27 protein-coding genes and 1 pseudogene are annotated in these 25,781 nt (G+C 51.5%); 17 read left to right on the forward strand and 11 right to left on the reverse strand.

Annotated elements, in window-relative coordinates; all coding sequences use genetic code 11:
* Positions 1-13: 13 nt before the first annotated feature.
* Positions 14-499: a hypothetical protein gene (locus tag J2X61_RS16690; RefSeq protein WP_274472396.1), complete on the reverse strand. Its 486-nt coding sequence runs from the start codon at positions 497-499 to the stop codon at positions 14-16.
* A 156-nt stretch (positions 500-655) separates the two neighbouring features.
* On the opposite strand from J2X61_RS16690, the gene J2X61_RS16695 reads away from it, so the two are divergent.
* Entirely contained in the window at positions 656-889 is a 234-nt protein-coding gene (locus tag J2X61_RS16695) for an alpha/beta-type small acid-soluble spore protein (RefSeq protein WP_274472395.1), read from the forward strand.
* A gap of 107 nt (positions 890-996) precedes the next feature.
* On the opposite strand, the gene J2X61_RS16700 is transcribed toward J2X61_RS16695, so the two are convergent.
* Positions 997-1,989 carry an ABC transporter substrate-binding protein gene (locus J2X61_RS16700; RefSeq protein WP_274472394.1) on the reverse strand — a complete coding sequence of 331 codons (993 nt, stop codon included), beginning with the start codon at positions 1,987-1,989 and terminating at the stop codon, positions 997-999.
* A 184-nt stretch (positions 1,990-2,173) separates the two neighbouring features.
* On the opposite strand from J2X61_RS16700, the gene J2X61_RS16705 reads away from it, so the two are divergent.
* Positions 2,174-3,196: a FecCD family ABC transporter permease gene (locus tag J2X61_RS16705; RefSeq protein WP_274472393.1), complete on the forward strand. Its 1,023-nt coding sequence runs from the start codon at positions 2,174-2,176 to the stop codon at positions 3,194-3,196.
* The gene (locus J2X61_RS16710; RefSeq protein ID WP_274472392.1) at positions 3,193-4,242 is read left to right on the forward strand and encodes a FecCD family ABC transporter permease; all 1,050 of its coding nucleotides are present in this window, start codon (positions 3,193-3,195) and stop codon (positions 4,240-4,242) included. Before J2X61_RS16705 ends, J2X61_RS16710 begins: the two co-directional genes overlap by 4 nt.
* A 56-nt stretch (positions 4,243-4,298) precedes the next feature.
* Here J2X61_RS16710 and J2X61_RS16715 read toward each other — a convergent pair whose 3' ends face one another.
* Positions 4,299-4,667 carry an O-methyltransferase gene (locus J2X61_RS16715; RefSeq protein WP_310189253.1) on the reverse strand — a complete coding sequence of 123 codons (369 nt, stop codon included), beginning with the start codon at positions 4,665-4,667 and terminating at the stop codon, positions 4,299-4,301.
* Between the two features lie 286 nt (positions 4,668-4,953).
* On the opposite strand from J2X61_RS16715, the pseudogene J2X61_RS36370 reads away from it, so the two are divergent.
* A pseudogene (locus J2X61_RS36370) lies at positions 4,954-5,265 on the forward strand (HAMP domain-containing protein); the annotation flags it as partial.
* Complete coding sequence (locus tag J2X61_RS16720; protein ID WP_396135461.1) at positions 5,257-6,204, forward strand: methyl-accepting chemotaxis protein; 948 nt, start codon at positions 5,257-5,259, stop codon at positions 6,202-6,204. The pseudogene J2X61_RS36370 and the gene J2X61_RS16720, both read left to right, overlap by 9 nt.
* 69 nt (positions 6,205-6,273) lie before the next feature.
* On the opposite strand, the gene J2X61_RS16725 is transcribed toward J2X61_RS16720, so the two are convergent.
* The gene (locus J2X61_RS16725) at positions 6,274-8,082 is read right to left on the reverse strand and encodes a M3 family oligoendopeptidase (RefSeq protein WP_310189258.1); all 1,809 of its coding nucleotides are present in this window, start codon (positions 8,080-8,082) and stop codon (positions 6,274-6,276) included.
* A gap of 153 nt (positions 8,083-8,235) precedes the next feature.
* On the opposite strand from J2X61_RS16725, the gene J2X61_RS16730 reads away from it, so the two are divergent.
* Genes J2X61_RS16730 through J2X61_RS16740 form a run of 3 tightly spaced genes read left to right on the forward strand, consistent with a single transcriptional unit; the run spans position 8,236 to position 9,787 of the window.
* A complete protein-coding gene (locus J2X61_RS16730) occupies positions 8,236-8,400 on the forward strand; it encodes a YycC family protein (protein WP_274472388.1) in 165 nt (54 codons plus the stop codon).
* Between the two features lie 5 nt (positions 8,401-8,405).
* Complete coding sequence (locus J2X61_RS16735; protein WP_274472529.1) at positions 8,406-8,639, forward strand: hypothetical protein; 234 nt, start codon at positions 8,406-8,408, stop codon at positions 8,637-8,639.
* A gap of 41 nt (positions 8,640-8,680) precedes the next feature.
* On the forward strand, positions 8,681-9,787 hold the full coding sequence (locus tag J2X61_RS16740; protein WP_310189261.1) for a GGDEF domain-containing protein: 1,107 nt from the start codon (positions 8,681-8,683) through the stop codon (positions 9,785-9,787).
* A gap of 67 nt (positions 9,788-9,854) precedes the next feature.
* Here J2X61_RS16740 and J2X61_RS16745 read toward each other — a convergent pair whose 3' ends face one another.
* Positions 9,855-10,556: a DUF2225 domain-containing protein gene (locus J2X61_RS16745; RefSeq protein WP_310189264.1), complete on the reverse strand. Its 702-nt coding sequence runs from the start codon at positions 10,554-10,556 to the stop codon at positions 9,855-9,857.
* Positions 10,557-10,600: 44 nt separating this feature from the next.
* Positions 10,601-10,993, reverse strand: a complete 393-nt coding sequence (locus J2X61_RS16750) for a globin domain-containing protein (RefSeq protein WP_274472385.1) — start codon at positions 10,991-10,993, stop codon at positions 10,601-10,603.
* A gap of 275 nt (positions 10,994-11,268) precedes the next feature.
* On the opposite strand from J2X61_RS16750, the gene ylbJ reads away from it, so the two are divergent.
* From ylbJ to J2X61_RS16770, 4 genes are all read left to right on the forward strand, one after another.
* Positions 11,269-12,507: a sporulation integral membrane protein YlbJ gene (ylbJ, locus tag J2X61_RS16755; RefSeq protein ID WP_310189267.1), complete on the forward strand. Its 1,239-nt coding sequence runs from the start codon at positions 11,269-11,271 to the stop codon at positions 12,505-12,507.
* A gap of 43 nt (positions 12,508-12,550) precedes the next feature.
* Positions 12,551-15,106, forward strand: coding sequence for an alpha-glucan family phosphorylase (gene glgP / locus J2X61_RS16760; RefSeq protein ID WP_310189270.1), 2,556 nt, complete (start codon positions 12,551-12,553; stop codon positions 15,104-15,106).
* Positions 15,107-15,234: 128 nt separating this feature from the next.
* Positions 15,235-15,906, forward strand: a complete 672-nt coding sequence (locus tag J2X61_RS16765; protein ID WP_274472382.1) for a PilZ domain-containing protein — start codon at positions 15,235-15,237, stop codon at positions 15,904-15,906.
* Positions 15,907-15,917: 11 nt separating this feature from the next.
* Complete coding sequence (locus J2X61_RS16770; RefSeq protein ID WP_310189273.1) at positions 15,918-16,730, forward strand: NAD kinase; 813 nt, start codon at positions 15,918-15,920, stop codon at positions 16,728-16,730.
* A 71-nt stretch (positions 16,731-16,801) separates the two neighbouring features.
* On the opposite strand, the gene J2X61_RS16775 is transcribed toward J2X61_RS16770, so the two are convergent.
* Both J2X61_RS16775 and lipA read right to left on the reverse strand, forming a co-directional pair.
* Complete coding sequence (locus tag J2X61_RS16775; RefSeq protein ID WP_310189275.1) at positions 16,802-17,158, reverse strand: YutD family protein; 357 nt, start codon at positions 17,156-17,158, stop codon at positions 16,802-16,804.
* 36 nt (positions 17,159-17,194) lie between these two features.
* Positions 17,195-18,070, reverse strand: a complete 876-nt coding sequence (gene lipA, locus J2X61_RS16780; protein ID WP_274472379.1) for a lipoyl synthase — start codon at positions 18,068-18,070, stop codon at positions 17,195-17,197.
* Between the two features lie 155 nt (positions 18,071-18,225).
* Between lipA and larE the strand changes: the two genes are divergently transcribed.
* From larE to larC, 3 genes are read left to right on the forward strand one after another with little or no spacing between them, the layout of a single operon-like run.
* Positions 18,226-19,074, forward strand: a complete 849-nt coding sequence (larE, locus tag J2X61_RS16785; protein WP_274472378.1) for an ATP-dependent sacrificial sulfur transferase LarE — start codon at positions 18,226-18,228, stop codon at positions 19,072-19,074.
* The gene (gene larB, locus J2X61_RS16790) at positions 19,071-19,847 is read left to right on the forward strand and encodes a nickel pincer cofactor biosynthesis protein LarB (RefSeq protein WP_274472377.1); all 777 of its coding nucleotides are present in this window, start codon (positions 19,071-19,073) and stop codon (positions 19,845-19,847) included. Before larE ends, larB begins: the two co-directional genes overlap by 4 nt.
* 10 nt (positions 19,848-19,857) lie before the next feature.
* The gene (gene larC, locus J2X61_RS16795; protein WP_310189280.1) at positions 19,858-20,841 is read left to right on the forward strand and encodes a nickel pincer cofactor biosynthesis protein LarC; all 984 of its coding nucleotides are present in this window, start codon (positions 19,858-19,860) and stop codon (positions 20,839-20,841) included.
* A gap of 26 nt (positions 20,842-20,867) precedes the next feature.
* Here the strand turns inward: larC and larC2 are convergent, their stop codons facing one another.
* Positions 20,868-21,371: a nickel pincer cofactor biosynthesis protein LarC2 gene (gene larC2 / locus J2X61_RS16800; RefSeq protein ID WP_310189282.1), complete on the reverse strand. Its 504-nt coding sequence runs from the start codon at positions 21,369-21,371 to the stop codon at positions 20,868-20,870.
* Between the two features lie 111 nt (positions 21,372-21,482).
* On the opposite strand from larC2, the gene J2X61_RS16805 reads away from it, so the two are divergent.
* Positions 21,483-22,532: a M23 family metallopeptidase gene (locus J2X61_RS16805; protein ID WP_310189285.1), complete on the forward strand. Its 1,050-nt coding sequence runs from the start codon at positions 21,483-21,485 to the stop codon at positions 22,530-22,532.
* Between the two features lie 8 nt (positions 22,533-22,540).
* Here the strand turns inward: J2X61_RS16805 and yunB are convergent, their stop codons facing one another.
* Positions 22,541-23,332 (reverse strand): sporulation protein YunB, encoded by a 792-nt coding sequence (yunB, locus tag J2X61_RS16810; protein WP_274472374.1) that lies wholly within the window; start codon positions 23,330-23,332, stop codon positions 22,541-22,543.
* A 456-nt stretch (positions 23,333-23,788) separates the two neighbouring features.
* Here yunB and J2X61_RS16815 point away from each other — a divergent pair, with 456 nt between their 5' ends.
* Entirely contained in the window at positions 23,789-24,754 is a 966-nt protein-coding gene (locus J2X61_RS16815; protein WP_310189288.1) for a transposase, read from the forward strand.
* On the opposite strand, the gene J2X61_RS16820 is transcribed toward J2X61_RS16815, so the two are convergent.
* The gene (locus J2X61_RS16820; RefSeq protein WP_274472372.1) at positions 24,735-25,598 is read right to left on the reverse strand and encodes a hypothetical protein; all 864 of its coding nucleotides are present in this window, start codon (positions 25,596-25,598) and stop codon (positions 24,735-24,737) included. The genes J2X61_RS16815 and J2X61_RS16820 overlap by 20 nt on opposite strands.
* Between the last annotated feature and the right edge of the window lie 183 nt (positions 25,599-25,781).

The following is a 25,781-nucleotide window of genomic DNA, read 5'->3' on the forward strand; positions in this document are numbered from 1 at the left end:
CCCATTCACTCCGTTATTGTTGATGTAATTGCTCCACGAGTTCTTCTACAACCTTCACGGTGTCGGCATAATAAGGCCTGTAATCCAAGCCTTGAATGAAGGCTAGATACGTTTCCCCGATTCGCAGAACCTGCTTTCTGTAGTCGGACACGGCAATCAAATGGTTCTCAAACTTGCGGTGCGTCCCATCCCCGCGTTCTTCAACGGAAATGAGCTCCAGCTCATTCCGATCCTTGTGATGCACGACGAAAGAGAAGCCTCTGCACTCCGGGTCCCCGCAGCCGCACACGAAGAACGGCATCTTCACCCATTCGTCCGGCGGTGCGAACCGATCGGGCTCCGTGTCATGCAGAGCACTGTACAATAAAGCAGGAAGTCCTACATCAATGCAGAGAGGCTCCTCGATCAGGATGCTCCCGTCGACCGCCATGCGGACATCCGCTTGTATGATTTGCAAATCTTTGTCGAGCGACCAGCCCTCCACGGATAGTTCGAACATTGATTTCCCCTCCGTTTCTCCTCATTTTTCTTATTATATCAAAGACTGTCCAATCCCGCTTCTAACCCGTCTATTTCGTGGTGGAAATTTCCAGTTTTTTTGACGAGTATATTTGACAAAACAGATTATACTACCTACTACTGGAGGTGATATCAGATGGCACAAAATCGCAACAGCAACACCTTGGTTGTTCCACAAGCGAATGCCGCTTTGGATCAAATGAAATTTGAAGTTGCTCAAGAACTGGGCATCCAAATTCCTCAAGACGGCTACTACGGCTACATGACTTCCCGTGACACAGGTTCCATTGGTGGAAACATCACTCGTCGCCTTGTTCAAATCGCTGAACAACAACTTGCAGGCGGCAGCGTGAACAGATTCAGCAGATAATCGTCTCTCCTATACTTAAACAAGTGAGGGCTATCCTTTTTAAGAAAGGAAGCCCTCCTTTTTGTTGTGTAAAGAAAAAGGACTGCCCGTCAGCAGTCCTTCCTTGATTAAGGCTGGATATTGTAGATTTTGTACAGATCGTCCAGCATGATATTCGCCGCTTTCACACCGCCTGCTGTGTTCCAAGTGGCATCGTTAACTTTCACCAGCTTGTTCTCTTTCACAACTTTGAGGTTTTTCCAAAGCGGATCGTTCATCCACTCTTCCTCTTGCTTCGTGCCTTTGCCGTCGCCGGTTTCGTATGTGAAGTAGAAGACGCGGTCCGCTGCATCAAGCTCTGTCAGACGCTCCTTCGTAATATCTTCGAACGATTTCTCATCGCTCTTCGCATCCGAACGGGCAAAGCCGATTTGTTTAAAAATAACGCCTGTAAACATATTTCCATAGTAGAAACGAGTTTTGCCTCCCATGAAACGTACAACAGCGACCTTCTCTTTCAGCTTGTCGCCGGCTTTGCTTTTGAAATCATCAATACGTTTATCGAAAGCTGCGATCACTTTGTCGCCTTCCGCTTTCTTATTCAATGCCTCCGCATACAGGGCGAAGTTGCTTTTCCACTCGCCGCGCAGCGTCTCTGCGAATACCGTTGGCGCGATCGCTTTCAGCTGTTCATATACTTTCTCCTGGCGCATTTTGTTCCCGATAATCAAGTCCGGCTTCAGAGAGGCAATCACTTCCAGGTTCGGCTGAGATTCGCCGCCCACTGTCGTTACACCTTCCATATCAGCTTTGATATGATCGAACCATGGCTTACCCGTGAAGGATTCTACGGCCCCGACCGGTTTCACGCCAAGTGCAAGAAGAGCTTCCGTTCCTTCATTCGTCAAAATAACAACGCGTTTCGGCTGAGCCGGAACCGCGGTTTCACCCATAGCATGCTTAATGGTACGAGGAGCATCCGATTTAGCGGACTCTTGCGGTGCTGCGGATGCTGACGGCTGTGCCGCAGGCTTCTCTCCGCATGCTGTTAAAACAATAGAAATAACAAACAGAATCGCAACAAGAGACCATGCTCTCTTTCGTTGATTTTTGGCAAACATCTGACCTTATTCCCTCCACGCTCTCTATGTGTTGATAACGATTATCATTATCTTGCACATATCGTACTTCTTTCCGTGCCATCTGTCAATCGAAAATGATAATGATTCTCAAAATCGTTGACTTAATTAACCTTAGTTATTAAAATAAACAAAGCAAGAAATATAGGGAAGCAGGCATTTATAGATGAATAATTCAAGCAATGAACGTACATATCGTATTTATAAAAGTCTAGGACTTCTCGCCGCTATCGCCGTTCTGGCCGTGCTGATGATCTGCAGCGTCAGATTCGGCCTGCATGCCTATACATGGACTCAGGTTACGCAGTCGTTCGACAGCACCGCCAAGCCGTCCAACGAAGCGATCATCATCCAAACGGTGCGCATTCCGCGAGCGTTAATCGCCGCACTCGTAGGCGGAAGCTTGGCCATCGCAGGTGCGCTCATGCAGGCCATGACGCGGAATCCGCTTGCTTCGCCCAGCATCTTCGGCATCAACTCCGGGGCCGCCTTCGCCATCGTGCTCTCGGTCGGATTCTTCAACGTCACCAGCCTCTCGCAGTTCACATGGATTGCGTTCCTCGGCGCCGCCGTCAGCTCAACGCTTGTCTATGGCCTCGGCTCCTTAGGCCGCGACGGGCTCACGCCAATGAAGATCACGCTGGCCGGCTCAGCCATGACGGCCTTCTTCGCCTCCTTGACCCAAGGCATTCTGCTTGGGAACGGCAAAGCGTTCGATCAAGTCCTCTACTGGCTTGTCGGATCGGTTGAAGGACGTACCATGGCCATGCTCCAATCCGTCTATCCTTATGTCCTGCTCGCCTGGGTCGGCGCATTCATCCTCTCGCCGCACATCAACATTCTCTCCATGGGAGACGATGTTGCGAAGGGGCTCGGGCAGCGCACCGTCTATATTAAGTTCGTCACCGCCGTCGTCATCGTCATCCTGGCCGGAGGCTCCGTCGCCGTCGCAGGGCCGATTGTGTTCGTCGGGATTATCATCCCGCATATCGTCCGCTTCCTCGTCGGCATCGACTATCGCTGGGTTATTCCCTATTGCGCGATTTTCGGCGGGATATTGCTTGTCGGCGCAGACATCATCGCGCGGTTCATCGTCATGCCGAAGGAAGTTCACGTCGGCGTAGCGACAGCTATTCTGGGAGTTCCCTTCTTCATCTACATCGCACGCAAAGGGGGGCTTCTGAAATGAGGAAATCAGGCCGCCATGTCACCGTTCGCAGTAAAATCTTTTCATATCGGATTAGCAAGAAATCAGTCCTTGTATCGCTATCCCTGCTCATTGCGGTCATCGTCGTCATGATTCTTAGTACGGGAATCGGCAGCATCTATATCAAGCCGGCCGATGTCGTGCGAGCCGTCTTCGGCTATGGGTCGGACCCCAGCACCATGATCGTCAGATCTCTGCGTCTGCCTCGGGTGATCGTCGCCGTCCTGATCGGGGCTTCGCTCGGCGTTGCCGGGGCGATCCTGCAAGGGATCGTGCGCAACCCGCTCACGTCACCGGATACGATCGGCTCCACCGGCGGCGCAACACTGGGCGCCGTATCGTTTTTCTTCTTCTTCTCGGATAAAATCAGCATCCACTGGCTGCCTGTCGCCGCGATTCTCGGTGCCTTCACCGCCACCTTGCTGGTGTACGCTCTATCCTGGAAGAACGGGATTACTCCGCTGCGCCTCGTTCTGATCGGCACCGGCTTCACAGCGGCGATGAGCGCGCTCTCGTACCTGATGATGATATCCGGTCCCATCATTTTGGCGAATCAATCGTTGACCTTCATGACCGGCAGCATCTACGGCGTATCCTGGCAGAAGGCTGTCTATCCGCTGCTTCCTTGGGTGGGCATATTGATTCCGGCCATCTTCCTGTATGCACGGCATATTACCATACAGTCCTTAGGCGAAGACATCGCCCGGAATGTGGGGAGCAGCGTACAGCGCCAACGTTTCTTCCTTATTCTTCTAAGCGTCGCGCTTTCCGGAGCGGCGGTAGCCTTCGGCGGCGCCATCAACTTCATCGGACTTATGGCGCCTCACATCGCGCGCAAGCTCGTAGGTCCCAGCTTCGGCTCGCTGATCCCCGTCTCCGCGCTGACCGGCTCCTTGCTGCTCCTGCTGGCGGATCTCGCCGGACGCTTCCTGTTCAAGCCGCTGGATATTCCGGCCGGCGTCTTCACAGCGGCGATCGGCGCCCCGCTGTTCATCTATGTCCTCTACCGCAGCAGAGATCGCGGTTAACGCAGCAAATCCCCCTTTCCTATTCAGGATCGGGGGATATTTGGTATGAATGAGTGCTACATCGTTTGGGCGAGACTCGCCATATTATAATTGCTTTCAAAACTGATACTGGCCGACAGCATGTCATGCCGCACGGTATAATCAAACATGATTTCACCGTGAGTCCAGCCTTTTTTCCTAGCAAGAGAATCAATCGCCATCTGGCGAAACGACCGGTACTGCTGCTCCGTTAATCCCTTGTTCGACCAAGCCGGCAGCACGCCGTCCTTGCCCTCGAAGGGAAGATGCTTCACTCCGAACTTGCCGATCTCATCATTGCGAATATGAACAAAAACCGTGCCAGAGCTCGTATGCGACAATTCCTCCTTCAATTTTCGAAATACCAGATCAATTTGTCTGGCAAGTGCGCCTTGATCCAACCTCATCATATTCCTCCTTATGCTATTATTTTTTACTTATTATGTATATTCCAAGATTGTAGACCTATTATAAAACTCTATTTGACAATTTTCAACAGTTTATTCTAAATATTCACGCAATTCTGCTATTTTTTATCATTTCTTAATCATTGCTCCAAAAGAACTACGATTGCGAACGATTTTTGTCGAAATGATGTAGAATGTTTCCAGATTCAATGTTATAATTTTCAAACATAAGCCATTCATCCTGCATAAATAACAAATTTCGCGAGGAGTCGGTCAGATGGACAAAATGTCAAACCTGTCGTTTCGTAAAAAATTACAGCTGGGTTGCTATGCATTAATTGGATTGAACTGTGTATTTTTGTTAATTCTTTCGTTTGCTTCAGAATGGAACCGCTTACTAGGAATTATTTTCCTTGTCGTTCTTCTGGCCCTCAGCTATCCGTTCATCAAATGGTTTGAGAATCAATTGACGGAACCTGTGGCGGATCTGTCCCGCATCGCGCTCAACATCGCCAAAGGGGACTTCTCTCAGAAAGTTAACGTAACTTCCGATGATACGCTTGGCCAACTGGGGCAATCCTTCAATAAAATGATCGATAAGCTCCGCGATATTCTTCGCGATACGGGCTCTATTTCCAAACAGGTTTTCCAAACCAGCCGCGATATTTATTCCAAGAACGAAAATTTCCGCGGTGTTCTGGAGCAAGTGAGCATATCCGCCCATGAGTTGGCAGCCGGCGCCGGACAAATTTCCGAAGAAGTTTCGGGCGTTTCCATTACTTCCAAAGATATCGAAGTGAAGCTCGTCACCTATGCCGGTTCGACCAAGGAGATGAAGGACCGCTCCGATCACATGATGTCTCTTGTTGAGAAAGGCCGCATTTCCGTAGAAAGCCAAGGCATCGGCATGAAACGGAATGTGGAGGTCACGGGGCAAGTCTCCGAGACCATTGATATGCTCGCCCGTCAAGCGGCCGGCATTTCGAACGTTACCCGCGCCATTTCGGAGATTGCCGAGCAGACGAACCTGCTGTCCCTTAACGCTTCAATCGAAGCGGCCAGAGCCGGCGAGCACGGGCGGGGCTTCGCCGTCGTCGCCTCCGAGGTGCGCAAGCTTGCCGAGGAATCGACTTCCTTGACACGCGAGGTGTTCGGCTTCGTCAAAAGCATCGAGCAAGGCATTCAGGATGCGATTCGCAGCATCCAAGTCAACGAGGATGTCGTGAAGAAGCAAACGGTGCTCATCGATCAAACCGAGACGGTATTCGCGCAAATTGTGGACAGCGTCGGCTTCATCTCTGAAGAAATCACCCGTTTCGCCGAAGAAAGCGAGCAGATGCTAATCAGCTCGGGGCAGATCGCCGCTGCCATGGAGAACATCTCCGCCATCACGGAGGAGTCCGCCGCCGGCACGCAAGAAGTCTCGGCATCCATGAACGAGCAAATCGCCACCGTACAAGGGATCGTATCCCAAGCGGAAGAAATGACTCGTGTCGTCACACAGCTGCAGCAGACGATTCAGGTATTCAAATTATAAACCTCAGGTAACGCACAACAAGCTGGCGCCGTATGCAACGGGCCAGCTTGTTTTTACATCAATCGTTCGTTATGCGCGAACCTTGTCTTCCGTCAGCTTCATGAACTCTCTGACATCTTGGATGGCCATATCCACAGCGCTTTGCCAGAAATCCGGCTTCGTCAGATCAACGCCCAGATGCTTCTGCGCAAGCTCCTCTACGTTCATGCTGCCTGTGTCTCGCAGCAAGGCGACGTACTTGTCTTCGAACGCGGGACCTTCCTGCACAGCGCGTGCATAGATGCCGCTGCTGAACAAATAGCCGAACGTATACGGGAAGTTATAGAACGGCACGTCCGTAGCGTAGAAGTGCAGCTTGGCCGCCCAGAAATGCGGATGATAGCTGCTTAACGCATCTTTGAACGCAACCTTCTGAGCGTCCACCATCAGCTCGTTCAAGCGTTCCACGCTGACGAGCCCTTGGCTCCGCTCCGCGTAGAAGTTCGTTTCGAAGATGAACCGCGCATGAATATTCATGAAGAACGCGATCGCCCGCTGGATTTTGTCCTCGAGCAGCACAATCCGCTCTTCATCCGTGGCGGCGCTCTTCACCACCGCGTCCGCGACGATCATCTCGGCGAAGGTAGACGCCGTTTCTGCGACGTTCATCGCATACTCCTGCGCCAGCGCAGGCATATCCGTCATGACGTGCTGATGGTACCCGTGGCCGAGCTCGTGCGCTAGCGTAGATACGTTGTTAAGCGTGCCGCCGTACGTCATGAAGATGCGAGTCTCCCCCGCCACCGGGAACGAGGTGCAGAAGCCGCCGGGACGCTTGCCCGGGCGATCCTCCGCTTCGATCCAGCGGTTCTCGAAGGCCATCTCGGAGAACGCGGCCAGCTTCGGACTGAACCGCTCGAATTGCTCGACGATCAAGCTCGCTCCTTCATCGTAAGAGATCTTCTTCGACGAATCGCCTAGCGGAGCATCCACATCGACCCAGGCTAATTTATCAACGCCCATCAATTTCGCTTTGCGACGCAAATATTCGACGAAAATGTCTTTATTGCGGTCGATTACCTCCCACATCACCTGGAGCGTTTTCTCCTCCATGCGGTTGATGGCTAGCGGCTCTTTATGTATGGAGTTCCACCCTCTGTACTTATACACTTGCAGACGGAACCCTGCCAGATGATTCAGCGCCTCCGCACAGTAATCTTCTTGGTCCGTCCAGGCCTGCTCCCATTTCTCGAACAGCGCCAGACGCTCTTCCCGGTTCTCCGTATGCAGCTTGTTGAAAGCTTGACCGGCTGAAAGCTCCACGGTCTCGCCGTCCACCTCAACGGACATACGGAATTGACCAACGGTCGAATTATACAAGTCGCCCCACCCGTGATAACCGTCTACGGCCAAATCGTTAATTAAAGCTTCTTGCTCCGGCGACAGCTTCTCTTTGGCCAACGCCCGGCGTTCGTCTAGCGGGAATGCAACGGCTTGGAACGGTTGTTGCTGCAGCAGCTCCTTCCATACCCTGTCCGGAATGCCGGTCAATACTTGATCGAAGTGCGTAAGCGACGATTGATACTCGGCTTGCAAGCTTTTCACTTGGCCATTGAGCGCAGGAGCTTTCTTATCCTTCTGATTGTCGGCCAGCAGACAGCCTACGAAGGAATCCGCTTCATGAATATTCATCAAATTACGCTGAAGCAGCTCGACCAGCTTGGCCAGCCCTGCCGAATCGGAAACCGCTTGCGGGGAAGGCGTGTTCCGCACCTGCTCTTGGAAAGCGGCAATCGAAGCCTGAAGCTCCTTCAGATGCGCTGCGAATGCGGGAGAATCGCTTCCGCCAGGGAAAAAGGTTTCTAAATTCCATGTTTGATTAAGAGGTAAATGAAGCAAAATCATCACCTTTCCTTTCCATCTTTTATTAAATCATAAAGGATGCATGGCGGGCAATCATCGCAATCTTCCTCATTGCTTATAGGTAAAAAGTATGATTCAATGAAGTAAAGTTCCTGCAAACTAATTCGGAACAGGATGGTGTGATGAACAATGAAACCGTTACAAATTTCTCCAGAAACAGCTGTTAAGCTGGCCGAGCAGCTTGGCGTGCCCTTGGAGCATCTCATGCATATGCCACAACATATTTTACTTCAGAAAATTGCCGAGCTTGCCAAAAACTCCGCATCGGAATCCGGCGAAGGGGACAAGAAGTAACCATGCTGGTCCCTTTTGCAAACACATGGCCTTATGACATCATCATGAAGGACATTTATGTGGCCGAATGTCCGTTTTGCCATAGCCCCAATGTGCTGCTGCCGCTCAAAATCCACGAACTGAAGTCCATTCACGAAGGCAAAAAAAAGCTGCTTGTGTTCCCATGCTGTCACAATAGACTGACGCTCGTCGACACAGACCGCGATTACTTATTGGCGGATTCCGCTATCCGCAAGTAACATTTGCTGCTTTCACAGCGCGAGGAGTAGAAAGAGTATTTATGCACGAGTATCTCGTTCCATTGACAAGTGCGTGCACTTTAATCACGCTCAATTATGTAGCGATCAAAGTTCGCAGCAAGATGCTGATTGATTCGTACGAGAAGCTGATTGCCCCTTTGCTTACCGGCCTCGCATGTATCATCATGATGCTGGAGCCTTTGCCGGCGCCGCTAGGTCTCGTCGATCTGCGGTCCTTGCCCATTTTCATGGCGGGGCTGCGTTACGGCTTGCCAGTAGCCCTGATCTCGACGATATTGCCGGCGGGCTTCGGCCTCCTCTCGCAGGAAAGCCATGCCTGGTTCAACATCACGCAAGATCTGATTGCCCCAGCGCTCATCAGCTCCTTCTTCCACAATAAAGAATACCGCGGCGGCTTCTTGGACATACCTATTCGCCATGGGCTCCAAATATGCTCCTATGTCTTCATTCTTCGGCTTATCACTCACGCTCTGCTCTCAGACGGGCTGTCCTGGGCTTATGCCGGGGATCTGCTCTTCATGCTCGCCATCATGGCCGCTGCCTTCATCACGGTGATCGTGATGGTGAACGACGAGAACAAGAGTTGGCGGATGCAGCGGCAGTTGGAGCTGCAAGCCAACCAAGACAGCTTGACGAAGCTGCCGAATTTGCGCAGCTTCATGCCGATCGCGAGCAGCGCCTTAAGCAAGCGCCCCATCACGATCATGATGATTGATCTCGACAACTTCAAAATGTACAACGACCTGTTCGGGCACCTGGAAGGCGATCAACTGCTGCGGGAGCTGAGCGGCGTTCTGCGGTCCCATCTCTACGAGGAGGATTATCTGGCCAGATATGGCGGTGAAGAATTCATTCTGCTCAGTATGGAGGCCGATCCGATTCGCCTGAGCCTGTACGCGCAGCGATTGTGTTTCCAGGTGGCGGAAGCTTTCCGGCATAAGAACCACTCGGTTCCGGCGCCCATTACGATCTCCATCGGCATCGCGACCGCAGGTTCGCCGCAGGATGAATTGTCGCAAATTATCTATGAAGCGGATCAAGCGTTGTATGCGTCCAAGCATCAGGGGAAGAATCGGTTCACACACTACAGTGAAATCGGAATTGAAGCGCAAAAAATGAACGCTTAGCCACACGGGGGAAGTTGCCTTCAACCTCGCTTGGATAAGCGTTCTTTGGATTATAAGCCGATATGATTTAAGTGGCTTGCTTCATTTCTTCCGGCAGCTCCATACGGATCGCCAGCATATCCTCACGTGTAGCCACCCACTGCTCGCGGCTCGCCCGAATCATCCCGGCGTCCATAATTTTGCGGTCGTTAATGATGCGCGAAAACCATTTGACCGCTTCATTGAACCGGCCCAGCCTGCGGTTGAGCTCGCCCATCAAATACATGAGCCTGGCGTTGTTAAGGTCCATTCCCTCGGTCTCATATACGCTCACATAAGCATCCAGGGCGAAGGTCAGGAACCGCTTCTCCTGCTCCCAGTCGCCGACCGATCTGTACAGCCACGCCAGATGATGCAGCAGTCCGGCGATGACACGGGACTTCTCCTCCTTGATCTGGGCGCTGATCAGTGCAAGCTTGTAGGTTTGCATCGTATCCTCGAACGTTCTCTCGCCGGAATAGCTGCGCATCGACCAGAACTTGGCGACTTTCTCATAGAAGGCTTCCCGTTGTTCCGGCTTCCACTTGTCCGAGAAGTTCTCCGTATGCGCATAACCGCAGTAAGGACAAATTCTTACGACGTAATAGTCGGGATTAATCGTTTTATAATGAACACAGAAGTCGGTATCTGTTTTGCTCGCTTTTTTGAAGCTGGGGCGAACCTTCATGGATTTGAAGGAGTTGTCGCAATAGGTGCACTTTACGGATATCTCATACAAAGGTTCAACCATCTTGTAACCCCGCCTTTATCGGATAATAGTGTAGGTAAGAAGAACTATTCTTCTTCGGGTGTGTTCACAAAGTGATATGCGGAGCCTTTCAACCTCAGGAGTAAAAAGTCCCGGAGATCTTCCGGCAGGCCTACTTCTTCCATCGCTTCGGCCATACAGCCCAGCCATGCGTCCGCACGCTCGACCGTAATGGGAAAAGCCATATGCCTCGCCCGCATCATCGGGTGCCCGTGAACATCCGAGTACAAGGTCGGTCCTCCGAAAAACTGGCTCAAAAACATAGATTGCTTATCCATAACGGGTCCAATATCCGAAGGAAACAGAGGCGCCAGCAACGGATGCTTCAGCACTCTAGGGTAGAAGGCCTCCACAATCCGGCGAATCGTCTCCGCTCCCCCCATCCATTCATACAGCGTATTGCGTTCCTGCTCTGACATTAGGAAATCCTCTCTCTTGTTGGCTTAGTAATGCTCTACATCCTCATCCCCTGCATGCATGAGCGTCTCTCGAATGACATACACGAACAGACAAACGACCAACCCGGCAATGATACCTGTCATTTGAATCACTCCCGACGCCTAGGATATAAGACTACCTATAGTTCTATTTTACCATAAAACAACTTGCTTAGCAGTACCAAAGTCTAAGTTTTTTAGGCTGGCATGGATGTCCAAGCCACTTCATATAGTTGAGGAAGAGGAGGTGTAGGCCCATGCAGCAACGAAACTTCACGGCTGCGTTACTCACGGCTTTTGTCGTGATTGCCATTATTCTATGCTTATTTGCGTTTCCTCATGCCGGTCTTGGCGCCGCCTTACGCGGCGTTTCCATTTGGTGGGACGTGCTCTTCCCCGCCCTGTTCCCGTTCTTCGTCATTTCCGAAATCATGCTTGGCTTCGGCATCGTGCATTTCTTCGGCACACTCCTCGATCCGATGATGCGCCCCGTGTTCCGCATTCCGGGCATCGGCGGCTTCGTCCTGGCCATGGGCTTCGCCGCAGGCTATCCGGTCGGCGCCAAATTAACCTCCCAGCTATGGGAGCAGAAGCTCGTGAATCGCGAAGAAGGGGAACGGCTTGTGGCGTTCACCACGAGCTCCGATCCGATCTTCCTGATCGGCGCCGTCTCGATTGGCTTTTTCCACGACGCCTCCTTGGCGCTCATTCTGGCTGTAGCCCACTATGGAGGTTCACTCTTTATCGGGCTTATGATGAGATTCCATGGGCGCAAAAGCATGCCGACCTTGCAGACAAGCGTCAGCCAAGGCTCCGTGTGGAAACGCGCATTCGACAACATGCATAACGCGCGGATGTCCGACGGCCGCTCCGTCGGCTCCCTGCTCAGCCAGTCCATCCTGCAGTCGCTGAACTTAATTTTCGTCGTCGGCGGACTTGTCGTCTTCTTTTCCGTCGTTCTGGAGGTTCTGACCCAGGCAAGTGTGATGAACGCTATGTACCTGCTGATTGACTCTATCCTGCGCTTCGCAGGACTGCCGCTCGAACTGTCGCAAGCGGTCATGAACGGACTGTTCGAGGTAACGCTAGGGGCCAAGGCTGCGGGCAACGCTCCGGCGGCGCTTGCCCTCTCCAGCAAGGTGGCGATCGGGGCTTTTATTTTATCGTGGGGCGGCATGTCCGTTCATGCGCAAATCGTCTCCTTGTTGAGCCACACCAACTTGCGTTACGTCCCCTTTCTCTTCGCCCGGCTGGTCCACGCCCTGTTGTCCGCCGCCATTGTGCTGATCATCTGGGAGCCTATGCAAAGGTTTCGGGGCTCGCAAGCCGTCTTCCAGGCGCAGTACGATCCGGCCGCTCCGGTCCTCAGCTACCTGAAGCTGCTGCTTCCAGTTAGCGGAACGGTCATTTTCGCAGCGTTTACAGTCATTGCCGGCCTCTTCGCTGCATATTCCTTACTAAAACTTGTGTATGAAAAGGTTGGTGGAACAAGATAATAGGGGTAATTAGAATCAAAATCATAAAGGGAGTGAATCCAGTATGCAAAATGCCATCCCCAAAGTAGCTAGACCGTTGCCGCCTGCGATTGAGCGCTTGTCCGAGCTGGCTATCAATCTGTGGTTCAGTTGGAACCATGATGCTTTGCAGCTTTTTGCACAAATGGATCCGGCCAAATGGGTTCAAGCCGGCTATAATCCCGTTCGCCTCCTTTACGATTTGGACGAAGCCCAAATCGACGCTTTAAGCGGCAACGCCGAATTTCTGTCCCGCTACCGGCAAGTGATCGGCAAGTTCGACGCCTATATGAACGGGCCTACTTGGTTTCAGCAAAAACATGGAGATCGCGGTTATGTGCAAATCGCTTACTTCTCCGCCGAGTTCGGCTTTCATGAATCCTTACCGATTTATTCAGGGGGGCTGGGCATCCTGGCCGGCGATCATACCAAATCGGCAAGCGATTTAGGCATCCCATTGGTCGGTATGGGACTTCTTTATAAAAAGGGCTATTTTACGCAAAAAATCGATGCATCCGGCGGTCAAATCAGCGAATTGTATACGTACGACTTCGGCAAGCTGCCGATCTCTCCTGTGCTTCAAGACGGGCGTCCGCTTACCGTTACCATTGACATGCCCGGACGAACCGTTACGCTGCAAATTTGGCGTGTACAGGTCGGCCGGAATGCCGTCTATTTGCTGGATGCCGACCATGAAGCGAACAGCCAGGCGGATAAGGAACTGACCGCTCAGCTGTACGGCGGCAATCAGGATACGCGGATCGCGCAGGAAATCGTGCTTGGCATCGGCGGGGTCAAGGCGCTCCGCGCTTTGGGCATCTACCCCAATGTGTACCATATCAACGAGGGGCATGCCGCTTTCTTAACGCTCGAACGGTTGAAGGAGCTGCTCCACCTTGGGCTGCCGTTCCATGTAGCCGTTGAAACCGTGCGCTCGGCGACCGTCTTCACCACCCATACCCCTGTGCCTGCCGGGCATGACACGTTCTCGATCGGGATGGTGGAGCATTATCTCGGACCGCTGCTGAGCGAGCTGTCGCGCCACAAGCAAAGCATCGTAGCGCTCGGGCTCGACCACCATACGGGCCAATTCAATATGACCCACCTGGCGATGAATACGGCTGGATTGCGCAATGGCGTAAGCAAGCTTCACGGTCAAGTCTCGCGCGAGATGTTTAAGGATTTCCACGGCCATATCGATGCGTCCGAAGTGCCGATCGGTTCCATTACGAACGGGGTTCACTTGGACACATGGACCGCTCCGCAGTGGCAAGAACTGTTCACCCGCTTCCTCCCCGGCACTTGGCGGGAAGATCAAGTTAACAAGCATCAGTGGCAGCAGGTGGAAGTCATTCCCGACGAATCCATCTGGACCGTGCATCAGCAGTTGAAGGAAGACTTGATCCGCTACGCGAGGCGCAACATAATGGAGCAGCGCAGACGCAACGGCGAGTCTCAGGAGCGCATCGACGAAGTCAGACAATACTTGAATCCCAAAGCCTTGACAATCGGATTCGCCAGAAGGTTCGCCACTTATAAGCGGGCTAATCTCATTTTCAACGATTTGTACCGGCTGAAGAAGCTGATTAACGATCCCGACCGCCCCGTGCAATTTATATTTGCCGGCAAGGCGCATCCGGCGGATTATCCCGGTCAGGAGCTCATTCGCGAAATATATCGCATATCGCAATTAAAGGAATTCGCAGGCAAAGTCGTCATGCTCGAGAATTACGACATGAATATGGCGCGTTATCTCGTTCAAGGTGTGGATGTCTGGCTGAACAACCCGCGCAGGCCGCTGGAAGCGAGCGGCACAAGCGGGCAGAAAGCAGCCATGAACGGAGTTCTGAACTTCAGCGTCCTGGACGGCTGGTGGGAGGAAGGCTACAACGGGTCAAACGGTTGGGCGATCGGCTCCACGGGCACGGCGGACTGGGCCGTGCAGGAGAAAGAAAATACCCAATCGATCTACCACATTCTGCAGAACGAAATTATCCCTCTTTACTACAATCAAGGCGAGCTTCCGCATCAATGGATCTCCCGGATGAAGCGCTCCATTCAGACCCTGAGCCCGGTCTACAACACCCACCGGATGGTGCAGGATTACACGGAGCAGACCTATGTGCCCACGGCCGACAGAGCCCGGCTGTTCGTCGCCAATCACTACGACGTGGCAACCAAAGTGGCCGATTACAAGCAGTTCATTCGCAGCAACTGGTATCATGTCAAGATCATTGGCATCGATGACCGCTCAGCCAAATTGTCGTCGGAAGTTCCATTAAGCGAAATGAAACCGTCTACGAAGGAGGTTTCGGCGCAAGTTCATTTCGGCCCTATTTGGCCGCAAGATACGGCGGTGGAAGTCATATATTATGAGGACATTGGCGACACCTGGGAGCAGCGCATCATCACGATGGAGCCGTCCGGCGAGCTGACGGAAGGCATCCAGAGCTATAAAGCGACCATTCCCGGGCACCTTGTTCATGGGCCTCATTTCTCGATTCGCGTTCGACCGGTTTCGCCAAATTTCGCCCATTCCTTCGAGCTTTCGCTTGTGACCAGTACACTCTCTTGGCAGTAATTGTTGGATTCACCCGCTTAAAGCCCCGTTTGGGGCTTTTCTTATTTTCTTTTATAAATTATTATGAAAAGAGGACTTACGGTATGGGCATGCAAGCATGAATGCAAATCTAACCACTTGGTGATGCTATGGATTGGAATAAGGCGCAAGAATTGGCATATATCGCACCGAATTCGGCTTGTCATTTGATGATTGTCGGTGAGTGCAAAGACGGGCAACCGTTCTGCTTCGAAGATGATTTCATCATTGACCGAATAGGCGAACAATCGTTCACCGTTTGTCTAGAGCTTTGCGGACTATTTCCATTCGACAAACTTGAACATGTATCATTCATTGAATTTTCTTTTAGAGACCGTGGAATTTTATATTATACGTATGTGGATTTGCTTCAGCTCGAATTGAAGAAATCCGGTTGTAACCTCACATTGTCCATTCCCGAAGAAATTCAGCATCATCAGAGAAGACAGCATCAACGGGCCAAGCTCTTCCTTCGAACACCCATTACACTTCAGATCGTCGGTATTCGCGGTGTGTCCGCACGCAAGGGCGCCGCTTTCTCCGGACAACTGCTTGATATCAGCAGCGGAGGCCTTTCATTCCTAACAACGAACCGGCTGATTCACCCCTTGTTCCTGGAGCTCAGCTTCATTCTGCCAGGACTTCCCGGACCGATCACCGCATATGGCGAAATTATTAGGGTGGCCAATTTCAGCAACGATTCATACCGCGTCGCAGCCGAGTTCAGGCATACCCCCGAGTCTATACTGCAAGAAATTGACAAATACTGTACGCTTCAATAGGAGGAACTCGATTGAAATACAACGTCATTGAACGAGGCGATGATATCTCCAAGGAGCTGACAGCACGGTTCCATGCGCTCGCCGCACAGCATGGAATGCCCAGGGACGAGCATAACCCCGACATCGTCCTTTCCATTGGCGGAGACGGCACCATGCTTCAGGCTTTTCATAATTATGTCGATCAAATCGGTCATATCGCATTCGTAGGCATCCATACGGGACATCTCGGCTTTTTTGCGGATTGGAAACCGAACGAACTCGACCATCTCGCATCACTGGTATTTAGCGTCCCTTCCGTCGAGGAACTGCAAGTCGTGAGATATCCGGTCGTTGAGATCGAAATCACTACCGAGCATGGCGTTGAGACGCATCTTGCGCTGAACGAGTTTACGCTTCGGGGAATCGAAGTTTCCCTGGTTGCGCGTCTGGACATCAACGATGAAGTGTTCGAAATGTTCCGCGGCGACGGAATCTGCATCTCCTCGCCGGCAGGCAGCACCGCCTATAACAAAAGCTTGGGCGGGGCCATGGTCCATCCGTCACTGGAGGCGATCCAAATCGCCGAGATCGCTTCCATCAATAACAGAGTCTACCGGACACTCGGCTCTTCCATGATTTTACCGAAGCATCATCATTGCGACATTTATCCGAAAGCCCAGCAAAATATGCTGCTTTCCCTCGATCATAAGTATATGCAGCGCAGCGACGTCGTCTCGATCCGCTGCCGCGTCGCCTCCCACGTGAAAGTGAAATTCGCCAGATTCCGCCCCTTCCCGTTCTGGAACCGGGTGCGCGAGGCTTTCGTCGGCTTAGAGCTTAAGTAGCTTTATGGGTCAACAAAAAAACGCCATTGAACTCCCGGGAGTTCAAATGGCGTTTTTTTATTGTCAAACCTCTATGACGAGGTTGTCGTCGGTTCGGAAGGTACCTGCGGTTGCTGCGGCTGCTGTGGCTGCAGTGGTTGCTGCTGCTGCTTGTTAATGTTAACCTTCTCGATGAGAAAGTAAGCACAGCCGAAATTGCAGTACTCATTCAAATAGTCTTGGAGGGCGGCGATCGACGAATCCTTTGTCGCTTTCGGGTGAGCTTCTTTAAAAAAGCCTCTCAGCCTTAATTGACTGTATCCCCAGTCGCCAACAATATAATCATAGCGCTCCAGAACTTCGCTGTAGCGTTCTTTGAACACTTCATAATTCCAACCGTTCTTGTGGTCGGTCACGAGCTCATAGGTTTTGTTCGCAATATGAATCATGATGGTAGGAAGCTCTCCTTTCTCGGATCCGTCAGTTTAAACGTTCGATGCCGCTTGGACCTGCTCATGGGCATGGTACGAGCTGCGTACCAATGGGCCTGACTCTACGTGCTTGAACCCGCGCTTCATCCCCTCTTCTTTCAGAAGGGCGAACTGGTCCGGCGTATAATATTTGGAGACAGCCAGATGGGTCGTGGACGGCTGCAAATACTGGCCGATGGTCATAATATCGCAATCCACCGCGCGAAGATCGTCCATCGTTTGCAGCAGCTCCTCCCACTCCTCGCCGACACCGATCATGACGCTGGATTTGGTTGGAATGTTCGGCGCGATTCGCTTGGAGCGCTCCAGCAGCTCCAGCGAGCGGCGATACTTCGCTTTGGAGCGGACGCGGTCCGACATGCGTTCAACCGTTTCCATATTATGGTTCAGGATATCCGGCTTGGCCTCCAGAACCGTTGCCAGCGACTCTTCGCGTCCCAGGAAATCGGGAATCAGCACTTCGACCGTGCAGAGCGGCAGCTTCCGGCGAATCGCCTTAATCGTTTCGGCGAAAATCATCGCTCCGCCATCCTGCAGATCGTCGCGCGCGACGGAAGTCACGACGCAATGGCGCAAGCCCATTTGCAATGCGGCATCGGCCACACGTTCCGGCTCTTGCAGATCGAGCTCCGTCGGGAGGCCGGTTTTGACGGCGCAGAAGCGGCAGGCGCGCGTACATATGTCGCCCAAAATCATAAAGGTTGCCGTCCGATTCGCCCAGCACTCATGAATGTTCGGACATTTGGCTTCCTCACAAACCGTATGCAGCGTTTTGGAACGCATCATCGACTTTATTTCTTTGAAGTTTTCATCGGTCTTCAGATTAATTTTTAACCAGTCTGGTTTTCTCTCTAGGGGTTTTGTAGGCATTATAGTTCCCGCCTTTTATTTGGTTTCATGCTGTAGTTATTATATCATGAATGCTTGACAAAACAATCCACTTTACCAGTCAGTTGTGATACACTAATCTAGATGGACCAAAACAGCTCAGCTTTTTACATATAGCTGTATGGGAGGGAAGAATCATGAGCATACAAGAAGTAACGCGCGAGAAAGACCGCAAGCTCGGTGAGATTTTAAGAGGCATGGGTCGCGTATTAATCGCCTTCTCCGGAGGCGTGGACAGTACATTCGTCCTCAAGCGGGCACAGCAAGAGCTCGGAGATCAAGTGTTAGCCGTGACTGCGGCTTCCGAAACGTTCCCTACGAGGGAATTCGATGCAGCTGTTGAACTTGCCGAGCAGATCGGCGTCAAGCTGCACAAAACAGAGGTTAAAGAATTGGAGAACGCGAATTTCGTCGCCAATAACCCGGATCGCTGTTACCACTGCAAAACAGGACTTTATTCACATCTGCAGCAATTAGCCAAAGATTTGGGTTACCCATATATTCTAGATGGCTCCAATATGGATGATCTCGGCGATTACAGACCGGGCCTGCAAGCCAAGAATGAACAGGGCGTCCGCAGCACCTTGCAAGAGGCCGGCTTGACGAAGGACGAGATCCGACAGCTTTCCAAGGAATTAGGGCTGCGCACCTGGGATAAGCCGTCCTTCGCCTGCTTGTCCTCCCGCATTCCTTATGGAACGCAAATTGAGAAATGGAAAATCGACCAGCTGGATGAGGGTGAATTCTTCTTGTCGCAGCTCGGTCTATATCAAGTGCGGGTGCGTCATCATGACAAAATCGCCCGGATCGAAGTCATGCCGAATGAAATCCACAAAGTGGTGGAGCACCGCGACGCGATTTACGAAAAGTTCAGCAAGCTCGGCTTTACTTACGTAACGCTGGATCTTGCGGGCTACCGCACCGGCAGCATGAACGAAGTGCTGTCTAAGGAAACCAAAGAAAAGGTGAAAGAAGCATCCTTATGATGGACTTGGAGAAGATTCTAAAGCTCGTCCAGACCGGCGATCTGGACGTTGAAGAAGCCAAAAGGCAAATCGTCAAAGATGGTGCAGGCGCAGGCCCCGGCAACCTAGATCTCGGATTTGCCCAGCTGGACATCGATCGCGAGAAGCGTACGGGCTTCCCCGAAGTCATTTTCGGGGAAGGCAAGACCGCTGAGCAGATCGAGACGATTTTCCGGCGGCTGACGGAGCACACCGACCGCGTGCTCGCCACGCGTGTCGATCCGGACAAAGCCGCCCATGTTACCGCAGCCGTGGAAGGCGTCACCTACCACGAAACGGCCCGGGCGCTCACTTGGTTCAAGCGCCCGATGTTGAAAGTCCACGAAGGCTACATCGCCGTCGTGTGCGCAGGCACCTCCGACCTCCCTGTGGCGGAGGAGGCCGCTCTTACGGCTGAATGCCTGGGCAGCCACGTCGAACGCGTGTTCGACGTCGGCGTAGCCGGCATTCACCGGCTCTTCCGCCGGCTGGATCTCATTCGCGGTGCCAACGCGATTGTGGTCGTAGCCGGCATGGAAGGCGCGCTCGCCAGCGTCGTCGGCGGGCTTGTGTCCAAGCCGATCGTCGCCGTGCCGACGAGCATCGGATATGGCGCCCATCTGGCAGGCGTGGCGCCGCTTCTGTCGATGTTAAACAGTTGTTCACCCGGCATTTCCGTCGTGAACATCGACAATGGCTTCGGAGCCGGCTATTATGCAGGGCTCATTAACAAAAATATGTCGAAACGAGCGTGAGATTCGTACCATGCGTATTTTATATTTGGACTGCTTCTCCGGTATCAGCGGCGATATGACCCTCGGGGCATTGGTCGATGCAGGAGCAGACCGTGCATACATTGAAGATGAGCTTACCAAGATCAAGCTGGAACCTTATATGCTGGAGTGGAAACGTGTCATTAAGCGCGGCATCTCGGCTCTGAAGCTGGATGTCATCCAGGACCCGAACCATCCGCCCAAGCAACACCGGCATTACTCCGAAATCGTCAAAGTCATTCAGGGGGCGGGATTCAACGAGCGAGTAACAGCGCTCAGCCTCGCCATCTTCGAGAAAATCGGTATCGCTGAGGCGAAAATCCACGGTATTCCTGTGGAGAAAGTACATTTCCACGAAGTCGGAGCGATCGACTCCATCGTTGATATCGTGGGTGTGGCTTTGGCCATCGACTCGCTGCGAATCGAGCGCATCTACGCATCGCCGGTTCCTCTAGGCTCGGGTACGATTCAAATCGATCACGGTACCTATCCGGTGCCTGCACCTGCTACTTTGGAAATGATGCGCGGCTTACCGATTGCATCAACTGACTACAGTATGGAGATGACCACGCCGACAGGGGCCGGTATCATTTCCGGCATCGTGGATGAGTTTTCCAAAAGCTTTCCGCCAATGGTCGTGGATACGATCGGTTACGGCGCAGGCACGCGGGATTTGCCTAAGCAGCCTAACGTGCTTCGCGTTGTCATCGGCCAAGTAGACCCTTTCATCGGCAAATGGCAAGTCGGCCACGAGCACTTGTCTCATGAACATAATCACGGCCATGCTCATACGCATGATGATCACCATCACCACCATCATCATCATGATCATGCGCATTCGCACGATGACCATCATCATCATCATGACCATGATCATGATCATGCACACTCGCACGATGACCACCATCATCACCATGACCATGATCACGACCACGCCCATTCGCACTCTCATACACATACGCACAATCCTCAGTAACGGCATAAACGCCTCTTCCTATACCATTAGGAGGAGGCGTTTTTATGTTCTTGCTGTTGCTGCACAAACCGGTGTCTGACTTCTTCATACACCGTCTTCAATGGCACGCCATGAGCTAGCGCAACCTGCTCGCATTCTTTAAACTCAGGTGCATACTGCACTAATTTCCCTTGGTGATAGCCGACTTTGACCGACAACGAGCCCCACGGGGTTTGTACCTTTTCGAACTCTCTGGCCAAACGATGGCAGGATGCGTGCATATACCGAATGCCTAACGTTGTAGTCTCGCTGAAAATAACGTCTTCAATCGCCGAGAGCCGTTCTTCCTCAACGAGCACATTCAACATAATGCCGGGCCGGCCCCTTTTCATAATAATCGGTACCACGTACACATCGTTCGCCCCTGTATCGAAGAGCTTGTCCATGATATAAGAAACCCACTCCGGATTCATATCATCCAAATTAGCTTGAATCAACAGCATCCCGTCATCCACATGCTCATCTCTATGGTTAAAACTCATCCATTTCACCCGCCTTATATTGGCATCATAGCAAAAATAAACGAACAACAAAAGATCTTGGGATAAACACGATAGGAAGCGTACATCCTAAGAAATAACATTTCAGGAAGGATGATAGTGATGATAAGCAGACCCTTTTGGTCGCGGGTTTTAATTTGTAGCCTCCTCCTATCAGCAACCGAATCAGGAATTCTTTCAAATGTAGAGGCTGCGCAGGCTGTCGCTTCCGACCTCTCGCTCGCTTCTGCTCCATCTAAGGTTACTCCCAACCTGAACTCTGAGCGGAAAGAGCTGTTTGAGAAAACAAGTATTATTTCCGGCATCCCATGGTCTTATTTGGCCGCTGTCGATCAGTACGAACGAACGATGAATATTGCCAAGAAACGGCCTGCGCACAGAGGGCTTACTAGTATTTACTTTCCCGAGTCGGATTGGGCCGGCATCTTGAATCCGGACCAGCAGGATACGAATCCCAAAAGTATTTCCATCTTCCACGGTTATGGGCGCGACGGTTCCGGAGACGGCGTTGCTGAACGGGACAACGATCTGGATCGGCTGGCTTCAATGGCATTTCTGATGAGCAAGAATGGCATTAAGGAAGATAATCTGCAGATCAACTTATGGAATTATTACCAGAACTCGCGCAGTGTTGAACGTATCAAACAGTTCGCTACCATTTATGAGACGCTCGGCACCTTGGACGTTGGCGAGCATGCATTCCCGCTGCCGGTTACGGCCGATTACTCCTATCGCAGCACGTGGGGAGACAGCCGCGGCTGGGGCGGTCATCGTTCCCACGAAGGAACCGATTTGTTTGCCGGTTACGGCGTTCCCGTGCGCAGCACCTGCTATGGGATCGTGGAAGTGAAAGGCTGGAATCCATACGGCGGCTGGCGCATCGGGATTCGTGACGTGAACAACATCTATCATTATTACGCCCACCTATCCGGGTTCCAAAAAGGAATCAAAGAAAACGACGTCGTGAAGCCCGGCCAAACGATCGGTTGGGTTGGCAGCTCCGGCTACGGTAAGCCGGGGACTTCCGGGAAATTCCCGCCCCATCTCCACTTCGGCCTCTATCGCGATAATGGATTAACGGAGTGGAGCTTTGATCCTTACCCCTCCTTGCGCAAATGGGAAAAAGAAGACCGCAGCAGACGCAGAAAATAAGCCGGCCCCTAGGGGGTCGGCTCTTTTTCCGTTCCTTCTGGCGTAGAGGTCCCTTCGCTCTTCGGCGTGGTAGTTCCCGAGTTCGGAATTTGCGGAAGCGATAAGCTTGGCGGGCCTGCGTCCTTGCTGCTGCCAACCGGATTGCCCTTGTTATCGTAGTAATACGTCGGTACATCCCCTACCACAAGCGAATAGGAAATAGGGATTTCCGTTTCCACGATTTCCGTATCCGAATCAAATGGAATAATGACCGATACTTCGGCAATAATGCGAACGTATACCTCGAACATCACCATGTTAATGCCTGCGTTTTGAGATCGCGTATTCAAATCAACCTTCACATTCCCTACAGGCAGCAGCCTGATCGGTATATCGGGGCCGAACGACGAGAGGATGGCGCTGTTCATCGCTTGCCCTACCGGAATATGCTCGGATATCGTCTGCAGATGATCAAGCTCTCCTTGTACGGTATTGATCGTATCGGAGGTTATACGCATATGTTCGTTATAATTCAACATGAAGCCTGTGATCTTTCCGTTTTTATCCATTTTCCAATCGATAAGCTGCTCCGCATTCGTGCTGCCAGCCACATGATCCGCAATTGCGCTGTTAATCGCTTGTGTGGCGATCTGCTTAATGCGGACCTTCGCTAAGTTCATCAGCGGAGGCCGGAGATTCCGTTCAACATAAATAAAAAACTGCACGCAAAATAAGACAAAGATGAGAAGACTGATCAACAGCACCTTTTTCCGGTTGGATTTCCCTGTAGGTCTGCTTCTCCACCGTCGCCTTTGCAGCATCTCATTCCCCCCTAGCCCGCTTGTCATTAGTACTACCTTATGCGGACATGAAGTGAAAAAGAAGCCTTAGCGCCGGCTCGGAGGGGAGGCTCCGGAAAGCTCCGGTGAGCTATGGGAGGTACCTATTCGGAATTCACTTGCTTGCTATTGCCACTATCCCATCTGCTCAGGGCCTCCTCGTCTCTTCAAGCTCGTGCTCCAGCTGCACCTAGCCACCTCTAGCTGCCTCTAGCCGCCTCTAGCCGCCTCTAGCCGCCTCTAGCCTCTAGCGCAGCCAGCTCTAGCCGCCCCCATTGTTCTTGCCCGCTATATCAACACTATCCCTTTCGCTCAGATAAAACATGGTTATATCGAGTAAATTTTTCCAAAATTATATTGAAATTGAATCAAAGGTTCGATATACTACGAATAGGAACATTTGTTCTTGTCTGTGAGATTGAATGGAGGGAAGCGGATTTGGACTTTTCAAAATTGTCTTTCGAGCAGTTTATGGAACGTTTCTCCACCGAAGCCGCTTGTGCGGAATATCTCTTCCGTGTCAAATGGCCACAAGGCTTCTCCTGTCCACAATGCAGCTTTAGGCACGCCTATTTAATTAATACGCGCCGACTTCCGCTATACGAGTGCAGCCGCTGCCGTCATCAAGCTTCACTGACCTCCGGAACCGTTACCGAAGGGAGTCGGACCAGTCTTCGGAAGTGGTTTGCAGCATTATTTCTTGTCTCCTGTTCGGAGGAGGGTGCCAGCGCTGTCAAACTCTCGCATATCATTCAAGTCACCTACAAAACGGCATGGTTAATCCTGCATAAAATAAGATCATTGATCCATCTGTGGGACGCACAAACGCCTCTGACCGGCACTGTTATTATTAATTCTGCCATTTATGGACGTCCATACAATCCCACCGTCCGTAAGCATCCACAAGAGCACCTTCTCCTGCTTGGCTCTTCACAAATCCACAGCAATGAATCCGGTTATCTCAAAATCAAACATATCATCCCTCAGCTCCCAACCAACAAGCATATATCTCGCCGCGATCTACATTCGTTTCATAACCAACATATTGACCCTGCCGTGCGCAATATAGAAATAACAACAGGCTTCTATACGCCCATACGTTGTCGTCCATTGCTTCAGCTGGCCAGACAAGCCGGCAATTGGATAAATCGAAGCTTTCATGGCCTTGGCGCTAAGTATTTACAAAAGTATCTTGATGAGTTTTGCTATCGATACAATCTGACAGCCCGTAATATCCCGGTATTTCCTCATTTATGCCGGCTTGTCTTTACTCATGCAAGTACCGATTGTTTCCGTTTTCTGAGCGCTAGGGATAGTGGGCACAGACACCGCCATAAGGAAAACCACCTTCGAGAAAGGTGGTCGGCTGTGAGTCTTGGCTTATTTAATATCGATCCATCATAAGCTGTGTTTTTAATGAATCCTGGGGTAAGAACCAGCCTTTGGCCTGCAGGTAAGCAATTAATTCATCATGTTTCGTTGAAGCCTCCGACTCGCTTTTCGTTTTGAAAGAAGCTTCCACTATGTATTCCGTGCCTGTTCCCGCCGCATTTCGAATAGGCCACACTTCGATATACAATTGCTGCCCGCTCCATGTACCGATCGAACGCTTAGCCAGAACGGGACCATAGATGCGTGAGGAGGATAGTTTGCTCGTTCCCCATCCGTCAGAAACCCAATTATTAAACTTATCAGGAGCATTATTAATTAGAAGACTGCGTGAATCTGATTGATTGGGGAGATCCATACCGCTGTATCCGGATTTACTGCCGCTTTTGGTACGAGTAATACTGAGCGTTTTTTTCTGATATCCCCACTCGATTTGTGCTTCATAGCCCGTATCGCCGGAATCAAAACCTTCTTGGTTAGCTAATGTCAGGGCACTATTGATATCGTTACCTGTGATGGAATAACGTTTCTTATAACTAAGCTCGAAGTTATCCTCGCCTTCCGTTTTGCGAATTCGCGGACTCCATCCATTGTTGTAGATATCCTTAGCATTCGTATCCAGGAATTGAACATTCATCTTGGTCACCGTATCCGGCATCCCGAAGGCGGTTTTCACACTGCTTGTGAGTTTATAATCCGTGCCAAGAACCGTGCTGGGATTAAGCAGAAGCTTAACCTCATAATCCGGAACCATATTACTCGCTGCCTCAACGGACTGTGGAGATCCTCCGATTCCTGCGACTGAAACAGCTCCGAAGAGTACAGCCAATGCCATTCTTAATGTGTACTTTCTGATCATTCATTCATCTCCTTTGACTACTTAGTAAGTCTTCTTCCTCACAGAGAAGAGCATAAGGAAGATTTGTCATGGGATTGTGATTTCGGCATGTCTTTTTTGTAAATGAAATCACTCGCCATGGACGTACTATCATAATAGGAGGAGCGAACCCAAGCCCAGAGACTGCTGGCCTTTAAGTGATGC

Origin of the sequence: Bacillus sp. 3255, assembly GCF_031456485.1 — a bacterium.
In the GTDB taxonomy this organism is placed as follows: domain Bacteria; phylum Bacillota; class Bacilli; order Paenibacillales; family NBRC-103111; genus Paenibacillus_E.

Coding starts and splice junctions, on each gene's coding strand:
- J2X61_RS16690 (WP_274472396.1), bottom strand. CDS start 499: ATGTTCGAACTATCCGTGGAGGGCTGGTCGCTCGACAAAGATTTGCAA.
- J2X61_RS16695 (WP_274472395.1), top strand. CDS start 656: ATGGCACAAAATCGCAACAGCAACACCTTGGTTGTTCCACAAGCGAAT.
- J2X61_RS16700 (WP_274472394.1), bottom strand. CDS start 1,989: ATGTTTGCCAAAAATCAACGAAAGAGAGCATGGTCTCTTGTTGCGATT.
- J2X61_RS16705 (WP_274472393.1), top strand. CDS start 2,174: ATGAATAATTCAAGCAATGAACGTACATATCGTATTTATAAAAGTCTA.
- J2X61_RS16710 (WP_274472392.1), top strand. CDS start 3,193: ATGAGGAAATCAGGCCGCCATGTCACCGTTCGCAGTAAAATCTTTTCA.
- J2X61_RS16715 (WP_310189253.1), bottom strand. CDS start 4,667: ATGAGGTTGGATCAAGGCGCACTTGCCAGACAAATTGATCTGGTATTT.
- J2X61_RS16720 (WP_396135461.1), top strand. CDS start 5,257: ATGATCGATAAGCTCCGCGATATTCTTCGCGATACGGGCTCTATTTCC.
- J2X61_RS16730 (WP_274472388.1), top strand. CDS start 8,236: ATGAAACCGTTACAAATTTCTCCAGAAACAGCTGTTAAGCTGGCCGAG.
- J2X61_RS16740 (WP_310189261.1), top strand. CDS start 8,681: ATGCACGAGTATCTCGTTCCATTGACAAGTGCGTGCACTTTAATCACG.
- J2X61_RS16745 (WP_310189264.1), bottom strand. CDS start 10,556: ATGGTTGAACCTTTGTATGAGATATCCGTAAAGTGCACCTATTGCGAC.
- J2X61_RS16750 (WP_274472385.1), bottom strand. CDS start 10,993: ATGTCAGAGCAGGAACGCAATACGCTGTATGAATGGATGGGGGGAGCG.
- ylbJ (WP_310189267.1), top strand. CDS start 11,269: ATGCAGCAACGAAACTTCACGGCTGCGTTACTCACGGCTTTTGTCGTG.
- glgP (WP_310189270.1), top strand. CDS start 12,551: ATGCAAAATGCCATCCCCAAAGTAGCTAGACCGTTGCCGCCTGCGATT.
- J2X61_RS16765 (WP_274472382.1), top strand. CDS start 15,235: ATGGATTGGAATAAGGCGCAAGAATTGGCATATATCGCACCGAATTCG.
- J2X61_RS16775 (WP_310189275.1), bottom strand. CDS start 17,158: ATGATTCATATTGCGAACAAAACCTATGAGCTCGTGACCGACCACAAG.
- lipA (WP_274472379.1), bottom strand. CDS start 18,070: ATGCCTACAAAACCCCTAGAGAGAAAACCAGACTGGTTAAAAATTAAT.
- larE (WP_274472378.1), top strand. CDS start 18,226: ATGAGCATACAAGAAGTAACGCGCGAGAAAGACCGCAAGCTCGGTGAG.
- larB (WP_274472377.1), top strand. CDS start 19,071: ATGATGGACTTGGAGAAGATTCTAAAGCTCGTCCAGACCGGCGATCTG.
- larC (WP_310189280.1), top strand. CDS start 19,858: ATGCGTATTTTATATTTGGACTGCTTCTCCGGTATCAGCGGCGATATG.
- J2X61_RS16805 (WP_310189285.1), top strand. CDS start 21,483: ATGATAAGCAGACCCTTTTGGTCGCGGGTTTTAATTTGTAGCCTCCTC.
- yunB (WP_274472374.1), bottom strand. CDS start 23,332: ATGCTGCAAAGGCGACGGTGGAGAAGCAGACCTACAGGGAAATCCAAC.
- J2X61_RS16820 (WP_274472372.1), bottom strand. CDS start 25,598: ATGATCAGAAAGTACACATTAAGAATGGCATTGGCTGTACTCTTCGGA.